The sequence below is a fragment of the Cohnella sp. genome (assembly GCF_041641335.1).
GTDB lineage: Bacteria > Bacillota > Bacilli > Paenibacillales > Paenibacillaceae > Cohnella.
Window position 1 is genome coordinate 1 of the sequence record NZ_JBEPYQ010000062.1, and the last position, 18,855, is coordinate 18,855.

An 18,855-nucleotide genomic window follows, 5' to 3' on the forward strand; every position below is an offset into this window, starting at 1 on the left:
GGAGAGGGCAGGCCCGCGAAGATCGTCTTGCCGTCGTGCTTGATCTCGGACGTCTTGCCGTGCATAAGCTGATCGGCGCGAATGACGTCTCCGCCGAACGCTTGTCCGATCGATTGATGCCCCAGGCATACGCCGAAAATCGGGATCTCTCCCTTGAACCGCTCCAGCAGCGCGAGGCTGATGCCCGCTTCATTAGGCGTGCACGGTCCCGGAGAAATCAAAATATGGTCGGGCGCAAGCTTGGCGATGCCGTCCAGATCGATCTCGTCGTTGCGATGAACGACGATGTTCTCGCCGAGCTCTCCTAAATACTGCACCAGGTTATACGTGAAAGAATCGTAGTTGTCGATCACCAGGATCATGTCGGTTCAACCTGCCCTTCGCTGTACTGCACCGCTTTCCAAAGCGCCTTGGCCTTGTTCAGGGATTCATGGAATTCCCGCTCCGGCACGGAATCGATGACGATGCCGGCCCCCGCCTGAATATGACAAACCCCGTCCTGTACGGCGATCGTACGAATAATTATATTAAATTCCATATTTCCGCTGTAGTCAATCCATCCGATCGAGCCCGTGTACGAACCTCTGCGGGTCGGTTCCAGTTCTTCGATGATTTCCATCGTGCGGATTTTGGGCGCTCCGGTAATCGTGCCCCCGGGGAACGTCGCCGCCAGCACGTCCAGCGCGTCCTTCCCGTCCGCCAGCGTCGCCTCCACCTGGGAGACGAGATGCATCACGTGGGAATACCTCTCCACCGTCAGCAGCTCCGGCACCCTTACCGTCCCATACTTCGCGACCCGCCCCAAGTCGTTGCGCTCCAGATCGACGAGCATGACGTGCTCGGCCCGCTCCTTCTCGTTGCCGAGAAGCTCGTCCTCCAGCGCGCGATCCTCCTCGGGCGTTCTGCCCCGACGGCGCGTGCCGGCAATCGGCCTCGTGGACAACCTCCGCCCGTCCACCTTCACGAGCAGCTCCGGAGAGGCGCTGACCAGCGAGAAAGACGGCGTCCTCAGCATTCCCATATAAGGAGACGGATTTACGACGCGCAGCCATTCGTACAGCGTCTCGGGCGCAACGTCGGTGCGGCGGCTCTGCCGCAGCGCCAAATTGACCTGAAACACGTCTCCCTGCCCGATATAGCGCTGAACCTGCCTGACCGCTTCCTCGTACTGCGCCTTGCTCATCGACGTGATCAGTCCCGGCAGCCGTTCGATGTCGATCTCCAGCCGATCATCGGCCATCCTCTCCCGCATCCTCGCCGCGCGTTCCCGACTTGCCGGGCTCTCTCCCTCGGCCAGCCAGTCCGTCCACAGCCGCTCCATCTCGTCGGCGCGCTTCCGGGCCGAGCGGTACAACCGCTCCAAGCCCTCGCGATCCGTATCCGGTCCGACGCCGGCATGAACCGCGATGTATACTTCCTCCTCGGCATGGTCGGCAATCCACAGCTCTTCGAACCGCTGGAACACGTAGTCCGGCAGCCCCAAATCGTCCTTCGCGATGACAGGCAGTCTCTCCAGGCTTCGCACGACGTCATAGCTCCAATACCCGATGACCCCGCCAATGCAGTCCGGCACGCCTTCCGGCCGGGGCGCCCGCCACGGTCTCAGCCATTCCCTCATCACGTCGAGCGGGCGGCCGTTCATGCGTCCGGTCTCCGTCCATTCCTCGCCGGACCCATGGACGGGCGACCATACGCTCGCCTCATCTCCCTTGCCCGCGATTGCGGCGACCGGCCGCAGGCCAACAATCGTATAGCGGCCTCCCTTGCCGCTCTCGAGCACGCTCGCATGCGCCGATGCCTGCGCCCATGCGCCTTCCCAGAAAGCCGGCAGAACGCCGATGTCCGGCTCCGTCTTTATTTTCCTTATATAGGGCAGCAAAGTGTAACCTTCGCCCGAATGATGCCAAAGCTCCCACTGATCCAACGCCATCCATTCCACGCTGCGCACTCTTTCCGCCCCTTCAGCCGGTCGCGGCTGTCTGTCTTTTTTAGAAAGAATACCATAAATACCTCCTCCTTGCTTAAAAGAAATGCGAAGGGCGGCAAAAAGCGGCGGGACGGAGGAATGATCCCCCGCTCCGCCGCTTCCGGCTTACTTCTCGATCAATTGAAGAGCGCGATACAGGAACGTCGCCGCTTCCGCTCTGCTGGTCATGCTCTTCGGCATCATATAGCCGTTGGAGCCCGTAACCAGCCCGTGTTCAAGCATCGTTGCCGCGCTATCCGCAGCATACGCCGCGATCTGGCTCGCATCGCGATAGCTGTCGAGCGCCGAGCCGGATGCGGCCGGCTTGATGACTCCCGTCGATTGCAGCGCACGAGTCAGCATGACCATAACGTCCTGACGGCTGATCGGATCTCGCGGAGCGAAGTTGACGCCGTTCACTCCGGAGACGATGCCCAATTGTTTGGCAATAGAAACCGCATTATAGTAATAGTCCTGCGGCCGCACGTCCGCAAAAGTCGATGCAAACTCGGCGCGCAAATCAAGCAGGCTCACCAGCATCAGGATGAAATCCGCCCGGGTCACCGGGCTGGCTGGACTGAAGGCGGCCTTCTCGATCGAAGTGCCTTTGACGATGCCTCTCTTGGCCAGCTCCTCGATTGCCTCGCGCGCCCATTCATGCTTGCCCAGGTCGGTGAACCCAGCCGCCGGAGCCGCAATGCCGACGGCATATACGCCGGCATGATCCACGGAGAACCGCAGAGTCCCTTTATCGTAAACTGCATCTTTGACCTCTGTCGCGCGGTCGCCCGCCGTCAGTTCGTACACGCGCAGCCATGCAGCTTGCTCGCCCGCCTGCAGCGCATACGGGATTGCGACCCGGATCGGCGCCTTCGGATTGCTCCAAGCCAGAGTCTTCCCGTCCAACTGCACCGCCACTTGCACGATCGGCCTGTTGCCGATTCTGCCAGCCGCTTCGTTGCCGCGATAATCGCCCGCACGATCGCTTACCGTGACGAGCAGCTTCCCTGCATTCCCCGTATTGGCGCCCGCCAGCATGTCGCCGTTCAGAACAAGCTGGCCGTACGGAGTGTCGATATGCAGCAGCAGATGGGATTGACCCGTCAGATTAGCCGCCGGAAGCTCCAGCGCATAGCTGTCGGCCCCGTTCGCCGGTTTCAATTCAATATGGACATGCTTGTCGCCATTACTGTCGGCCGCTGCCTTACGAATGGCGGCATTCAGATCCGACGCTCCGACCGAGGCCGAAGCCTGTTTGCCGTTCAGCGTCGGGACGAGCACGGCTTTGACCGAACCGTCCGCTTGCGAGGTATACGGGCCCGGCGTCGAGCCGCCGCCACCGCCCCCTCCGCCGCTTCCGTTACCGCCTCCATTGGACGGAGGCTTGCGGTATTCGAAAGCGACCGCTTCGGGAGTCGTCATGTCGTCCGTCTCCAGCTCGATCGTATAACTTCCTTGCGCTTCGCCGGTCAGCGTGAAGGCGAACCCGAAGCTGCCGTCATCCACGGCGGTCGTCTGACCGGTATATTGAATGTTGCCGCTCGGATCGAGCACTTTGACGTACACCTGCTCCAGCTTGCCGTTCATGACCAGACCGTCGATCGTGACGTTTTTGGTCGGGACGTCCACGGCGGCCCGTATGCCGTCCAGCGTCTTCATCTCTTGCTGCAGGGCAAGATCGTACACGCCGAATTCGTAGAAAGAGTAGCCGTAGAACGTTGCCCGGTTCAGTCCGTCGAATTTGATGTATCTTGCCGTCGTAGCCGGGAATACCAGCGTGTTCTTGCCGTCCGACGCTTTAACCACGCCGTTGGTGCCGACGTTCAAAGGGCGCCAATTCTGCTTGTCGTCCGAGACGGTCAGCAAGTATTGGTCCGCGCGAGCGTATTCCCAATCGATGCGAATCGTATCGAAGGTTTGCGGGCTGCCCAGATCGACCTGGAACCAGGCCGTCTCGCGCACTTCGCTCGCCCATCGCGTGGCCGGCGCGCCGTCCAGCGCCTTCTCGGGCTCCAACCCCGCCGCTTCCGTCGTGGACGCCTCTGCTTGTTTGTCCTGCGCGACGCTTCCAATCTCGTAATACACGCCTTCCTTCAGCGCCGTATAAGCGCTCTCCGCTACGTAGCCGCGATCTTTGGCTTCATCCAGCTTGGGATTGAAGGCCTTCAGATAGCGCTTGGCCTGCTCGGGATCGCTGGCTTGCGTACGCTTCATCATGATCAAGGCGTTGCGCATAGCGCGGTTCGTCTCGGCATGGCTCAACTGATTGTTTTCCGCATACTTATCCACGAGCGCCAGAAGGCCGTCCGCGCCCAAGCGAGCCTCTATGACGAACTTAACCGTCTTCGATTTGGCGGCGGCCACCGTCAACTCCAGTACATGCTTGCCCGGCTTGCCCGTCAAATCCACTACGGTTCCTTGCGTGTAAGGCTTACCGTCATACTTGGCCGTTACTTTGATAATCCCGCTGCCGTCATCTCCCGGAACGGTCCAAGTGAAAGCGGCCTGGGTCGTGCCCGGCACAATCGTATGCTCCGAGATCGGCTGCCCGTTCATGAGCGCCACAACATCCGGCGGAACGGCATCCTGCTTCTGGTAAGTGCCTTTCGCGAATTGATACAGCCAATCGTAGAGCACGCGAGTAGCGGGGTCTGCGCTGTTAGCCGCATTGTAAACGGCGTTGTTGCCTTGATAGTATGCTTTATACCCTTGATGCATCAGCCCTGTATCCACGCCGCTGTTCAAATACTCGATGAACCGCTCGCGGAAGACGGCGTCGTTGATCATCCGGTCGTCGAACTCCAGTTCCAGCGACATGCCGTACCGTTTCGCCATATCCGCGGTATCGTCCAGACGCGAAGGGTCCAACTGCTCGAAGAAGTAATTCGGCTGCAGCGATATCGCATCAATGCCGACATCCTTCCACATGAATGCCTTGTAAGCCAGAAAATGAGGAATCCAGAACATCTTCAAGCCGGCGGCATGCACGATGTCGCTCGTCCTCTTGACCATCTCCGGGCCGGTCGCATGCGTGCTGATCTGCTCCTCCAGCCAATACATGCCGACGAGCTCCAGGTTCGAGTAGTTGGCCGCCGCCCATTTGGCTTGCACTTCATCGACCCACCACCGAATCGCTTTCTCCCGATTGTCCAGCGATGCGGCGCTGCCTACCGTGCCGACATTGAAATCCAGATTTTCGCCGTTAAGGCTGCCGAAGTCGGACTGATACTCGCCTGGTTCGGGAATCATCAGAACGACCTTCGTCTTGCGGTCGGGCTGCCCGAGCTTGGCGCCTGCCTCGATCGTCGCTTCGTTCAACGCGCTCATATCGCCGCCAATGGCGAACGTTTTATTCAAATACCAATCCCATTCCTCTTTTCTGGCTTTGCCGGCCGCGTCCGTCGCTCCGAAGCCTCTGCCGTTCTCCGACGTCAAGCCCAGATACAGCACGCCGTCGAACAGCCAGTCGACCGGTTCGCCCTGCTGGTTCACGTAGCTGATATTCGGGATAACCCGTTCCTTCGTCCAAGTTCCCGTGCCATCCGAGTAATGCCCGTTATACAGCAAGCCCAGGTTCTGAATGCCGCCGGTTGCCATCCCCGGTTGCTGCAGAGCATAAGGGACAGGCTGCACCGGCTGAGCTCCTGCGAGAAGGCCGTCCGCACCGGTAATCGTCACCTCGTCGATCATGCTCCATGCCCTGGAATGCATGGAGAAGACAACCTTCACATACCGCGCGTACACGAGCCCCTCGGCGTAATCGCCGCGTTTCACGACTCCGGTCTCCTCGCTGCCATCCCATGAATAAGTCTCGATAGCGGTCTGGTCTCCCCACAACAGTTGAGTGGCATTATGGGACAATACGCCCCAGTTCACTTGATCGTCGGACGCGTAAAAAGAAACGGTGAGCGGTACGAGCGTCTCGTTGTTCGGCCAATCGTGCAGGAAGCGCGCGCTGACCTCCTTGATCGTCTTCGGCTCGCCCAGATCGAACACGACCGAACGGGATTTCTGGTTGCGGTGGCCCACCCAATTGCCGCTGGCACGGGATGGATCGGCGGCATTGCCGTCCGTCAGCTTCGTCCCGTCATCCGGGAAAGCGTCTTCCGGCTGTTCCGACCAGGTATACGTTTTCCCTTGGGCCAAATTGTAGAAACCTGCGCTTCCTCCGCCCGGATCCTCGGCATATACGGACGACAGCAACGATAGCAGCATGACCGGGACAAGCAGCAAAGCGGTCAAACCTCTTCTTGTTCTCATCGTAAGCTCAACTCTCTTTCCAGGTAAAATAAGTTCTATTCCTGCGCCTTCAGCTTCGCAAGCGCATCGAGCATGTTCAGAATGACGACCGCAGCCTCGGCCCGCGTCGCCGAAACGGCCGGCGCAAACCGGTTGTCTCCGCGTCCGCTCATCACTCCCGCCTGCTGGGCCGCAGCCACATTTGGCTTCGCCCAAGCCGGAATTTGATCCGCGTCCGCGTAAGAGAGTTCAGACCCTTCCGCAGGCTTCAAGCCCAAGCCGCGAACGATCATCGTTGCCAGCTCCGCGCGGCTGATCGAAGCCTTCGGACGGAAGGTCCGATCCGCATAACCGCTGATCAGGCCGGATTCCAGGGCTTGCGCGATATACGGCTTCGCCCAGGCTTGAATCGAGCCTGCGTCGGCGAAGTCCAGCGAGCCGTTCGCTCCTTGCAGCTTCAACGCTTTGACCAGCATGGCGACGAATTCGTCTCTGCTGACCGTCTTATTGGGCTTGAACGACCCGTCGGTATAACCCGCCACGAATCCAAGCTCGACGGCCCGCTTGATCGATGCTTCGGCCCAGTGGCTGGCGATATCGTTCAACCGAATCGTCGACGATCCGCCGCCGTCCGATCCGCTGCCATTCCCCGCGCCGCCATTCTCAACGCCGTTGCCGGATCCACTCCCGCCGCCATTGCCCTGATCTCCGCCGCTTTGTCCGCCGTCCGGGCCTGGAGTGACGGGACTCGGAGACCATCCGCCTCCGCCTGAGCCGGGCAGCGCTTTGATCATCACCTTAAACGTTTTGTCCGCCGAAGCGGCTCCCTTGCTGATCGTCGCGGTCAGCACGACCTCGATGTCGCTTGAACCGCCGGACGGACGCTTCAGCAGCTGGCCGTTGGCATTCAAGTAGTCGGGCTTCGAGCTGCTCCAGACGATACGCGTACCCTGCTGCCCTTTTTGCGGGAGATAGATATTGGAAGCAAGGCTGCCGTTCACATTAAGCTCGATCAAGTCCATTACATCTTCGATCGTCAGACGATCGCGCGCAACGCTCAGCCCGGCATACGCCTGCTCGGCTTCAGGACGGGACAGCTGCGAATTTTGAATCGCCGCAATCGCATGGCTCATCGCCTGCTGAAGCTGCGCCCAGCCCTCCGGGGAATAGTTGGCTTCCACAAGCTGATCGGCTTCGATAGCCGTCAGCAGGTCGATAATCGGCCGAATGTTGCCGAGCTTGTACTGCTCGCCGTACACTTCGAATTCCTCGAAGGAATAGCCGAACATCGTCGCTCTCGTCACGCCTGCGAACTTCACGTATCTGGCCGGCGTGCTCGGGAAAGTCGTGACGACCCGCCCCTGCTTGCCGTTAATCTCGCCGTTGTTGTCCTTCATGACATTCGTCCAGTTCACCTTGTCCTCGGACACGTAAATGCGGTATTTCGAACCGTAAGCCGTCTGCCACAGAATGGACACCGTATCGATGTTCTTCACTTCGCCCAGATCCACCATGAACCACGTGTCGTCCACCCAATCGCTGGACCATCGGGTATCGCCCCTGCCGTCCACCGCCTTGTCCGCTGTGTAAGAAGAGGATTCCGGCTGCGACGATTCCGCTTGCTTGAGCAACGCCAGGTTTCCATGCAAGTCCATGTAGGCGTTCCATATGACGAGTTCGTCAATCAGGCCTTTGAAGGCGTTCGTGGCGCTGCCGATTTTCGCGACCGGCAGCACGAACGTTTCCAGCTTGGAGCCGTCTTTCAACGTAGCCGTATACTCGCTGCCGTTAATGAAGATCGAGGTTCCGGTGTCGTCGCCGGTCATGATTACTTGCGTCCAGCGGTCGATCGGCAGTCTGAAATTGAATTCGCTAACGTAGTTTTCCTTCTCGATGGCGATTTTGCCGCTGCCCCCGATGTTGTATTTCAACTGTCCGTCCAGGGATTCCAGCAGCACGGTCCCCTGCGGACTGTCGGCGTCCGGCTTGATCCACATGGACAGCGTCCATCCGAACCCGAGCGTACGCAGCGGGGTTTCCACATAGCTGGCGCCGCCGTTCAGCCTCACCGCCTGTCCGAACATCCCCTTATCCGCGCTTGCATTTACCGCATGGCCGTCAAAGCCGTTGCCCGAACGGTCCGCGAAGCCTTCGTCGAACGTGTAATCCACCACGATATGGCGCTCGTTTTCCACTTGCAGCTTGTGCGAGAGATGCACATTGGGCGGGTCCGCGTAACGAGCGGCGTCCGCCTGGAAGCTCGCAAAGTTCCGATCGATGCGATTGCCTCTCCACAGCTTCTCCGCCAAAGCTTGCATGGAAGGCAGTACTCGTTGATGCGAATCCGCCATCGAGACGCCCTTCTCCACGGATACATCGTTCCAGAGCGCGAACATGCCGCCTTTGACCTGCGGATGCGCATAGGGAAGCTTCGTCTCCAACCAATCGTTAGGCTCCCATTCGTTGTAGATGAAATCGTAATTCAAGTAGCTGCGGTACAGCTGCGGAACGATATAGAGCAAATTCGTGTTGGTGTTGATAATGTCGTAGCCGAGTTCGACCGCCTGCCTGGCGCTCCCGTACGGCTCGTACCAGATGTCCATCGTCGCATTGCTGCTGACCGGCGTCGTGCCGTCGTAGGCGGACAGACTGCCCCACAGACGGGCGCGTTTGCCTTTGCCGTTAACATGGTGGAGAAGCGTATCCGTGTACCTGCGGAAGGCTTCCTTGTCGCTGCCGAAATATTCATCCGTGCCGATATGCACGTCCGGGCCGACGAAGGTCGGATTGCCGCCGTCCAAATACTCGTCGAAGAGCGCCTTGACGAAGTCGATCGTCTCGGGACGCGCAATATCCAGCTGATTACGGCTGCCCAGCCGCGGATCGTAGGCGATGAACGCGCCGGAATGGCCCGGCGTATCGATCTCCGGCACGACGTTTACGCCGTATTCCATGCCGAGCAGCTGCAGCTCTCTGAATTGCTGCTTCTTATAGAAACCGTCCGTGCTCGTAATTCCCGGGAAATGCTCGCTCTCCAAGCGGAACTTTCCGACATCGCCGATATCGTCGTTTAGGTGAAGCTGGAATCGGTTCATCTTGTAGTAGGACATCAGCTTGACATAGTCCTGCAAAAACTCGATCGTATAAAACTTGCGAGCCACATCCAGCATGAAGCCCCGATCGGGGTATTTCGGATAATCGCGCGATTGTCCCTTGGGCATTGCCTTATGATCGGGAGCATGGACAAGCAGCTGCAATACTGTCCTCGTGCCGAACATGACTCCCGTTTGATCCCAGGAGGCAATGGAAGCATACTCCCCGATATTCAGCTCATAGCCCTCCGCGCCTAATCCCGCTTGCGCGGCATCCAGCGCCAGATAGATGTCCCCCGATTGAGGAGCGCCGGTCGTCACCTCCAGCGACTGCTTGGTTAAATCCAGCAGGTCCTGCTGCAAAATGTCGGCCGTCCGCCGCAGAGCCGCTTCATCCTCCGCGCGAATGACGATTCTTGAATGGTCCGTTAAGCGGAATTCGCCGGTTGCGCCCAACCACTCGCGCAGAGAAGGAATTACGCGCGGCTCCGGATTTCGGTCGCTTGTCTGCTTAAAGAGACCGGGTACAGTGACCAGCACATTATCCGTAAGGAAATAAGTCGGATCGCTGTCGCTCCGGATTTGCAGCAGCAGCTGAACCTGCGTATCGACCAGCGGCGCATGGATATTGCCCTGCGCATCGATCACCGGCAAGCTGTCCGTGTTCACCAACGTGAGCGTGTAGTCGGCCGGTACGGGAGGCAGACTCAGTTGGGTATCTCCTTCGTTAACGACGATGCCGCTTTTGACCGCCTCCATCATCGGCGGCAGCAGCGCCCTGCCTTTGTACACTTCGAACTCCCAGAAGGAGTACCCGTAATAAATGCCTTCAACCGGACGGCGCGTTACTCCCTGGAACTTGACGTATCGCGCCATTGTCGGCTCAAACTCGATCGTATCTTCGACCGGTCCGGGGGCGACGAGCACGCGGTTGTCCGCGAATACGTTCCGCCAGGACAATGCATCGTCGGAGACGAGAATTTGATACTGCTCCGCCGGAGTCTGCCAGTGGATGACCACTCTTCCGATCTCTCTTGACTCGCCCAAATCCACGTAGAACCACTGATCGTCCGTTCTCTCCGAAGACCAGCGGCTTGGCCCTTCGGCGCCGCCGTCCACCGCTTTCTCGGGTCCGAAAAAATCCACCTCGTTCGACGAGGAATAAGCGGTCATCCCTAAAGCCAGATTCCCTGCCGAGGCGCCGGACTTCTCCGGCGGCAGAGCAATCATTATGAAAGCGGTAACAAGAAGTGTGAAAAAAATAATTCTCTGGCGAACACACATTAAGATACCTCCTTGTAATAGTCGTACAGAATTCACAAGCGGCACTGCTTTCCCTCCCTATGCTCATTTGACAGCGGCAACTTCATTATAAGTAGGGGGCTTTCGCGCTTCGATATACTTGTGTTTACATTCCATATACAAATGCGGACTTCTTCGGACTCAAGCAAAAACACCTTCGTCGTCCTTGGGACGATGAAGGCGTTTTGTCGGAGACGATTCAGATTTGGTATCCTGCGTGAACATTAATGAAAATTTCAACGAGGTCACCCTGCTATATCCTGTAATCGGAGGTTTATGGAAATGAGTGGTGGGTGAAAGATGTGGATGGTAGATGTGGATGTTAAGCTCGCCGCCGTAATTTCGTGTTCGGGGTGTCTGACCGGAACCTTCTTCAGCGACTGGTTGAAAGGCGGTCCCCGATCAGACACCAACAAGCAAGCTAACTAAACCGTGTTTCCAAACGAAGCATCCGGTATTCCAGAGCTCCAATAATCATGGGACCGAACTAAGGACTCTTCAAGTAATCTAATAAAATCGAAGTAAACTCGGAAGGACGCTCCAAATGCGGGTAATGCCCCGAATTCTTCATTACGATTTTGTCGGCGTCTTTCACCCCTTCATGTATCCTATTGCCTACTTTTTTGTTAAAGGGATGGTCATTCTCCGATTCAATAATGAGCAGCGGCTTTCGGATTTCTCCAAGTCTGTGAATGGCGTAGGGTTGCAACGGACGCTGCAGGGATGGCTTGCTGCTGTAGAATACGGCGTTTGACTCATAGAGCTCCTTAAAACGACGCTTGCGCTCTTCCTCCCGGGGAACGATATACTTCCAAAAGTTCTTACGGAGGAAAACATCGGCTGCTTTCTCAATCCCGATTCGATTCACACGCAAGTAGTCCATAATTCCTTCCCCTTTCATGCGGAAAGGGTAGCTTATTCCGTTGATCGACGGCCCGACGAGAACCAGCTTGTTCACATATTCGGGGTATTTCAAGGTGAAATCCAGGGCAGCGCTTCCCCCGAATGAAGAGGCGACGATATGAGTGTTCTCAACCCTGTAATAGTCAAGAATGTTTTTTATATCCTCATAATAAGAGAAAGGAACGGAAGATCCCGTGCTTTGCCCATAACCCCTTTGATCGTAACGTATCGCTCGGAAAGAGTCCGAAATCTCATCCGCCTGTTCGTCCCATACCGACATATTGGAGTATCCCCCGTGCACCAGGAGCACGTTGTCGCCTTGTCCCTGAACGGAAGTTCGGAGCTTGGCCCCGTTCACCTCGCAGAAGCTAACCTTCATCTCAACCCTCTCCCTTTTTCCCCATAACCTGCATCGATTCTTCGCACCAGCGCAATCGCGCTTCCATGGAGTGGATTCCGTACCTCAAAGTCATCATCCACATCGGATATACGCGATTCCGGTATTGCTTGAGCGCTTGCGCTTCCTGCTCCTTAAGAACGGCGACGTTATTCTTCAGATCATCCCGTTCTTTCTCCAACAAAGTTAAAATAGCCTTGGTATCCTGCGGACCCGCGATAAAAATTTTCAAAAGCAGCTCGTCCCGGTAGTTGATCGGGTTAACCGGTCTGGATAGCCATTCCTCCAACGCTCTTTGCCCTTCCGGCGTGATCCGATACAGCTTCTTTCTCCGCGGTTCGCGGGAATCGATCTGCTCCGCATACCCCTCCTTCACGATTTGCTTCAGCATGGGGTAAATCTGGCCATAGCTTTCACTCCAGAAAAAGCGAAGCGACGCATTGAATTGCTTCCTGATGTCGTATCCCGAGCTTGGACCGTGGGCAATGATGCCCAAAATCGCGTACAAGGTGTTATTATTTCTAGCCATTACGCTCACCCCATATATCTAGAAGATATATTAAAAGTATATGGAAATAGAGAGACTTTTGTCAATGACGCAGAATCAAAAAACGACTCCAAATCCGGTGATCGGATAAGGAGTCGTCTGTCTTGTCGTATAGAAATTAGTTCTCGAAGTTGAACAGAGGCGTGCTCAGGTAACGTTCGCCGTTGGACGGAACGACCGCTACGACGCGTTTGCCTTCGCCGAGTTCTTTCGCCACTTTAAGCGCGGCGAAGATAGCGGCGCCGGAAGAGATGCCGACCAGAAGACCTTCCTTCTTGGCGACGGTGCGAGCCGTCTCGAACGCTTCTTCGTTCTCGATCGTAATAACGCCGTCGTAAACTTCGCGGTTCAGGATCTCAGGGATAAAGTTCGCTCCGATCCCTTGGATCTTGTGAGGGCCAGGGCCGCCGCCGGACAAGAGCGGGGATGCCGCAGGCTCTACCGCGTAGATTTTGATATTCGGGAAGTTCTGCTTCAGCACTTCGCCCGCGCCGGAGATCGTGCCGCCCGTGCCGATGCCGGCTACGAACGCGTCGATCTTGCCGTCGTAGGAGTTGATCGCTTCAACGATTTCCGGACCCGTCGTCTCGCGGTGAATTTTCACGTTAGCTTGGTTCTTGAATTGTTGAGGAATGAAGTAGTCTGGGTTCTCCCTGGCGATCTCTTCCGCCTTCTTGACAGCGCCGTTCATGCCTTCCGATCCCGGAGTCAGCACCAGCTCGGCCCCGTAGGCGCGAAGCAGATTGCGGCGCTCCAAGCTCATCGTCTCAGGCATAACGAGAACCGCGCGATATCCTTTCGCAGCAGCGACAAGCGCCAGACCGATACCGGTGTTGCCGCTCGTCGGCTCGACGATCGTGTTGACGCCCGGCTTGATCAGGCCTTGCTTCTCCGCTTCTTCGATCATGCTGATCGCGATGCGGTCCTTAACGCTGGAGCCCGGGTTTTGATACTCGAGTTTCACGTAGATTTCCGCGCTGCCTTCCGGTACGACACGGTTCAAGCGTACAAGCGGCGTATCGCCGATAAGCTGGGTCACGTTCTGAACAATCTTGGCCATTAGAGTTGTTCCCTCCTACAATATAGCGGCTATGCGCCTTGTTCGTTATTCCGACTAAAACAGTCGGTTTTCAGTCTGATTTCATCTTATCAAACCACGGAGAGGATTGTCAATAGCTGGTCAACAATGGACGCAAATTCGTTACGGCCTTAACGCTTGATCCACGATGACCGCGCCGTACTTGTCGAGCAGCGCCTGTTCCATATCGCCGACCGGAACGGCCTTGCCCAGCGCGATCAGCTTCTTCGCTTCAAGACGGATGTCTTCCTCCGTGCGGGTCTGCACCTCGCTGACGCCGTCCAGTCGAACGATCGCGTAGCCTTGATCCGTCCGGACCGGACCGGTGATGTCTCCAACCTGCATCCGCGCAGCCTGCTCCAACACCGCTGCAGCTTCGAACGGATCGTTCGACTCGATCCACCCCGCATCCCCGCCCTGATCCGCGGTGAATTCGTCGATGGAATGCGTTCTGGCCAGCTCTGCAAAGTCGTCTCCCTGACCCAGCTTGTCCAGAAGTCCCCTTGCCAATTCGTCCGTCTGCACGACGATTTTGGATAATCGGTATTGTCTGACCGGTTGAAATTCCGCCCAGTGCTCGCCCAGATAACGTTCGATTTCGTCGGAGGACACTTCGACGTTGTACGTGGTCAGCTTCTCCAGCAGGAGCCGGTAGCGCGCGTCTTCCCGGATTTCTTCACGGCTCATCCCGAGCTGCTCTCTCATGGTGCGGTAGAAGTTGTCTTCGTTCTCGTAGCCCTGGCTCATCCATCTTAATTCCTGCTCCAGTTCCTCGCCCGTCACTTCAATGTTCAGCGCTCCGGCTTCTTCCTTTACCGCTTCCGCCAGCATCATGCTTCTGAGCGTCTGGGAACCATAAGAAGCCAACAGTCGATCCATCAACTGTTGGCGGGAAATGAACGTTGTTCCTACCGAGGCCACGACGTCGTCTCCTCCGGATGCCGACTCCGACGGCTCATGATCGTCGGGCGCAAGCGCTTTGTCATCCTTGGTGCAGCCTGATGCGAGCATCAGCGTCGCTAAGAGGGCCAGCAGTACGAGCGGCGGCATGCGCTGTATCGTCTCCCTCATTGGAGATCATCCCTTCTTTAATCCCGGTCGGCGAGGCGGTAGAGAGCTTCCAGCTCTTCGCCGTCGAACAAGTATTTCTCATTGCAGAAATGGCAATGCGTCTCCGCCTGGCCGTCCTCGTCGATCAGATGCCTCAGCTCGCTCTTGCCGATCGTAAGCAGCGCACGCTCGAATCTTTCCCGCGAACAATGGCATTGAAAAACCGGTTCGATCGTCTGGTGGATCGTCAGGTCGTCTCCTACGAGAAAACGAAGCAGCCCTTCCGGGCTTTCTCCCTGATCCATCAAAGCCGTCACATGCGGCATCGCCCCGATCGCCTGCTCCAGACGAACGAGCCTGGCCTCCGGAAGGCCGGGCATCACCTGAACGATGAACCCGCCCGCATGGAGAACGGAATTGTCGGTCTCTACAAGCACGCCGAGCCCTACCGCGGAAGGAGTCTGCTCCGACTCCGCGAAATACATCGTAAAATCTTCGGCAATCTCGCCGGAGATGATCGGCACGCTGCCCCTGTAAGGATCTTTAAGCCCCAAGTCCTTCGTGACATGAAGCTGACCCGTGCGCCCGACGACTCCGGCAACGTCCAGCTTGCCCTGGCTGTTGCTCGGAAGATGGACGTGCGGATGATCGACATATCCTCTTACTTCCCCCGACGCGTTGGCGTCCACGACGATCTGGCCGATCGGGCCGTCGCCCTTCACCTGCACCGTCAGCTTCTCCTGCCCTTTCAGCATAATGCCCATCATCGCGGCAGCCGTCGCCGTACGGCCAAGGGCCGCGGTCGCCGTAGGAAACGTATCCTGTCTGCGCTGCAGCTCCGATACGAGCGCCGTCGTGCGCGCGGCGAACACCCGCAAGCCGCCGTCCCATGCGGTGCCGCGTATGATTTCATCCTTCAAAGCCATAGCCATATCCCGTCAACCTCCCTCGGCGGAACAATCCAATCCGTCCGACAATCTATTGTTACCTATTGCGTTCGTATACTATGCGCAAGCCTTCCAGCGTAAGAAGCGGATCTACTGTCTCGATCGTCTCCGATTCTCCGGCGATCAGCTCGGCCAGTCCCCCGGTCGCGATCACTCTCGGCTGCACGCCGAACTCTTGGCGAATGCGCTTGACGATGCCGTCCACTTGCCCTGCATAGCCGTAAATGATGCCGGACTGCATCGCCGCCACCGTATTGCGCCCAATGACCGTCTTCGGCTTGGACAGCTCGATCCGCGGAAGCTTAGCCGCCCGCTGGTAGAGCGCTTCGGCGGAGATGCCGATGCCCGGCACGATCGCGCCTCCCAGATAAGCGCCGGTGCCGTCGATATAATCGAAGGTCGTTGCCGTACCGAAATCCACGACGACCAGCGGCGTACCGTATTGTTCGATACCCGCGACCGCGTTGACGATCCGGTCCGCACCGACTTCCCGGGGATTCTCGTACCGGATATTAAGCCCCGTCTTGATGCCGGGACCGACGACAAGCGCTTGCTTGCCTACATAAGCTTCGAACAGCCGCTCCAGCGTGTTCATAAGGGGAGGAACGACGCAAGACAGAATAACGCCTTCGATCTGCTCCGCCTTCACTCCCGCGATTTGAAACAGGTTGTGGATCAGCACGCCGTATTCGTCCACCGTAGCGGAGCGATTCGTGCCGAGCCGCCAGTGATGCGTCAGCGTGCGTCCCTTATACAGCCCCAGCACGATATTCGTATTGCCGACATCGACGACGAGTATCATGGCGCACCTCCCGTCTTCTTCTCGTTCAGATCAAGACTGATATCGAGCGCTTGAAAGGAATGCGTCAAGCTGCCGACCGAGATGACGTCGACGCCGCAGCGCGCGATTTCGCCTACTCGCTCCGGCGTAATGCCGCCCGAAGCCTCGATCACGATATGAGGCGCAATGTCCCTGATCGCCTTAACCGTCTCAGCCATGGCCGCCGTGCTCATATTGTCGAGCATGACGATATGGGCGCCCGCCCGGACCGCTTCTTCCGCCTGAGCCAGCGACTCGGCTTCCACCTCGATCATCATCGTGTGGGGAATGCGGCCCTTGGCTCCCTGCACGGCCGCCGTAATTCCGCCGGCCGCCTTAATATGGTTATCCTTGATCATGACCGCATCATAGAGTCCGAAGCGATGATTCGCTCCGCCACCGATCCGCACCGCGTACTTCTCCAGCGTGCGGTGTCCGGGCGTCGTCTTGCGCGTATCGGTCACGCGGACCGGCGTCTCATGCGCTCCTGCCGCGTACTCGCTCGTCTTCGTCGCGATGCCGGACAGCCGCTGAAGCAGGTTGAGAGCCAATCTCTCCCCCGTCAGCACACTGTGCGAGGAGCCTTCGACGACGGCAAGCACCGTCCCTCTTTCTACGCGGTCTCCGTCCGACGCCAGCGCTTCGAACTTCAGAGCCGGATCGACCGTCTCGAATACGAGACGAGCCAGAGGAATGCCCGCCAGTACGCCCGATTGCTTGGCGTGGATGATACCCTTGGATTGATGGCCGGCCGATATCGTCGACATCGTCGTCACGTCGCCCGAACCGATATCCTCCGCCAGCCAGGCGCGAAGCTGCGCCTTCACCGCTTCGACGGCCGGACCTCCGATCGCCCAATCGCTTTCCCGTTCAAACATTGTCGTCGACCCTTTCTATGCGGATGCCTTTTTCCCGATGCAATATCGTATGCACCCGCCAATTCAAATCGTCTCTGCCCGGATAATCCTCGCGATAGTGTCCGCCGCGACTCTCTTCTCGATTCAAAGCTCCCTCGGCGACAAGCAGCGCGCAGGTCAGCAGGTTCGCGTATTCCAGTTCCTCTCTCTTCGTCAGATTCATCTGGAACAGCGGCAGCTGCTTCTTCAGATCCTCGAGCCCTTTCAACAGACCCGTCCGGTCCCTGCGCAGACCCACATAACGAACCATCGTCTTCTGCAGCTTCAGCCTTCTCTCGATCAAGGTTCCGGTCAGCACGGCATGCCGATCCGACGCCGGGCCGTTATCCGCGACTGCAGACTGCTCCGGCAGCTTGTTGATCGCATCCACGATCCGTTGGCCGAAGACAATCGCCTCCGACAGCGAGTTGCTCGCCAACCGGTTGGCCCCGTGCACGCCCGTCGACGAAGCTTCGCCGCAAGCGTACAGTCGGCGGATGCTCGTCTCCCCGTGCAGATCCGTTTTGACCCCGCCCATCATATAATGCGCGGCAGGCGCGACCGGAATCCAATCCGTCGTCATATCGAGCCCGAATTTCAAGCAGTATTCGTGAATGGTCGGGAACCGATGCCGGATCAAGTCCGGAGACTCATGCGTAATATCGATATAGACGTAGGTCGATTTGGTTGCTTCCATCTCGCTGACGATCGCCCTGGCCACGATGTCTCTTGGAGCCAGCTCGAGCTGAGGATGGTAATTTTCCATAAACCGATCTCCGCGAATATTTCTCAGATAAGCGCCTTCGCCTCTTACGGCTTCCGAGATGAGAAATCTCGGAGCGCCCGGGTAGCAGAGGGACGTCGGATGAAACTGGTTGAACTCCATGTCCCGAATCTCCGCACCCGCGCGATAAGCCATAGCGACGCCGTCGCCGGTCGCCACCTCGGGATTGGTCGTGTAGCGGTAGAGCTGGCCCGTTCCGCCCGTGCACAGAATGGTCGCTTTGCCGAACACCGCGACCCGCGAGCCGTCCGGTTTCTGTACGAGAGCGCCGCGGCATTCGCCGTCTTCCGTGAGCAGGTCCAGCACGAAATGATCGTCCCACAGCTCGATGCCGGGACTGACTTTCACCTTCTCTGCCAACGCTCGAACGATCTCGTAGCCGGTCGCGTCCCCGTTCGCGTGCAGAATTCGCCGCTGGCTGTGCGCTCCTTCCTTGGTCAAGGCGTAATGCCCGTCTTCCTCGTCGAACATCGTCCCGTAGCGAATCAGCTCCTGAACGCCCTGAGGACCTTCGTGGACGAGAACGTCCACCGCCGCGGACTCGCAGAGACCGGCTCCGGCGATCAACGTATCCTGCGCGAGAAATTCGGGAGAATCGTCGTCCGACATGACGGCGGCGATGCCTCCCTGGGCGTACCGCGTGTTGCTGTCGAACAGCGACTTCTTCGTGATCATGAGAACCCGCTGCGTCTCACTCGATTTAAGCGCCGTAAAAAGGCCGGCGATGCCGGCCCCGATCACGATGACGTCCGTCTCTACGCGAGGAAGCTTGTCCAGATCAAAATCGACAACGTATCGTGGAATCATAATGGTATTCGTCTCCCACTCCGACAA

At 57.9% G+C, this 18,855-nt stretch carries 12 protein-coding genes; all 12 read right to left on the minus strand.

The features are described from left to right. Positions 1–362, minus strand: a 362-nt coding sequence (locus ACESLM_RS19340) for an anthranilate synthase component II (protein ID WP_372633197.1), incomplete at its 3' end; no start/stop codon positions are given. After that, positions 359–1,930 (minus strand): anthranilate synthase component I family protein, encoded by a 1,572-nt coding sequence (locus tag ACESLM_RS19345; protein ID WP_483862604.1) that lies wholly within the window; start codon positions 1,928–1,930, stop codon positions 359–361. The genes ACESLM_RS19345 and ACESLM_RS19340, both read right to left, overlap by 4 nt. A 162-nt stretch (positions 1,931–2,092) precedes the next feature. Continuing rightward, positions 2,093–6,226: a DUF4855 domain-containing protein gene (locus tag ACESLM_RS19350; RefSeq protein ID WP_372633199.1), complete on the minus strand. Its 4,134-nt coding sequence runs from the start codon at positions 6,224–6,226 to the stop codon at positions 2,093–2,095. Positions 6,227–6,261: 35 nt separating this feature from the next. Next, positions 6,262–10,470, minus strand: a complete 4,209-nt coding sequence (locus ACESLM_RS19355) for a discoidin domain-containing protein (protein WP_372633200.1) — start codon at positions 10,468–10,470, stop codon at positions 6,262–6,264. A gap of 616 nt (positions 10,471–11,086) precedes the next feature. Further along, entirely contained in the window at positions 11,087–11,881 is a 795-nt protein-coding gene (locus ACESLM_RS19360) for an alpha/beta fold hydrolase (RefSeq protein ID WP_372633201.1), read from the minus strand. A 1-nt stretch (position 11,882) separates the two neighbouring features. Then, a complete protein-coding gene (locus tag ACESLM_RS19365) occupies positions 11,883–12,428 on the minus strand; it encodes a PadR family transcriptional regulator (RefSeq protein ID WP_372633202.1) in 546 nt (181 codons plus the stop codon). A 136-nt stretch (positions 12,429–12,564) separates the two neighbouring features. After that, complete coding sequence (gene cysK, locus ACESLM_RS19370; protein WP_372633203.1) at positions 12,565–13,506, minus strand: cysteine synthase A; 942 nt, start codon at positions 13,504–13,506, stop codon at positions 12,565–12,567. Between the two features lie 141 nt (positions 13,507–13,647). Continuing rightward, positions 13,648–14,595: a peptidylprolyl isomerase gene (locus ACESLM_RS19375; protein ID WP_372633204.1), complete on the minus strand. Its 948-nt coding sequence runs from the start codon at positions 14,593–14,595 to the stop codon at positions 13,648–13,650. A gap of 17 nt (positions 14,596–14,612) precedes the next feature. After that, entirely contained in the window at positions 14,613–15,506 is an 894-nt protein-coding gene (gene hslO / locus ACESLM_RS19380; protein WP_372633205.1) for an Hsp33 family molecular chaperone HslO, read from the minus strand. 52 nt (positions 15,507–15,558) lie between these two features. Next, the gene (locus tag ACESLM_RS19385; protein ID WP_372633206.1) at positions 15,559–16,323 is read right to left on the minus strand and encodes a type III pantothenate kinase; all 765 of its coding nucleotides are present in this window, start codon (positions 16,321–16,323) and stop codon (positions 15,559–15,561) included. After that, positions 16,320–17,219 (minus strand): carboxylating nicotinate-nucleotide diphosphorylase, encoded by a 900-nt coding sequence (nadC, locus tag ACESLM_RS19390; RefSeq protein ID WP_372633207.1) that lies wholly within the window; start codon positions 17,217–17,219, stop codon positions 16,320–16,322. The genes ACESLM_RS19385 and nadC overlap by 4 nt, the downstream gene beginning before the upstream one ends. Continuing rightward, on the minus strand, positions 17,212–18,828 hold the full coding sequence (gene nadB, locus ACESLM_RS19395; RefSeq protein WP_372633208.1) for an L-aspartate oxidase: 1,617 nt from the start codon (positions 18,826–18,828) through the stop codon (positions 17,212–17,214). The genes nadC and nadB overlap by 8 nt, the downstream gene beginning before the upstream one ends. Positions 18,829–18,855: the final 27 nt, after the last annotated feature.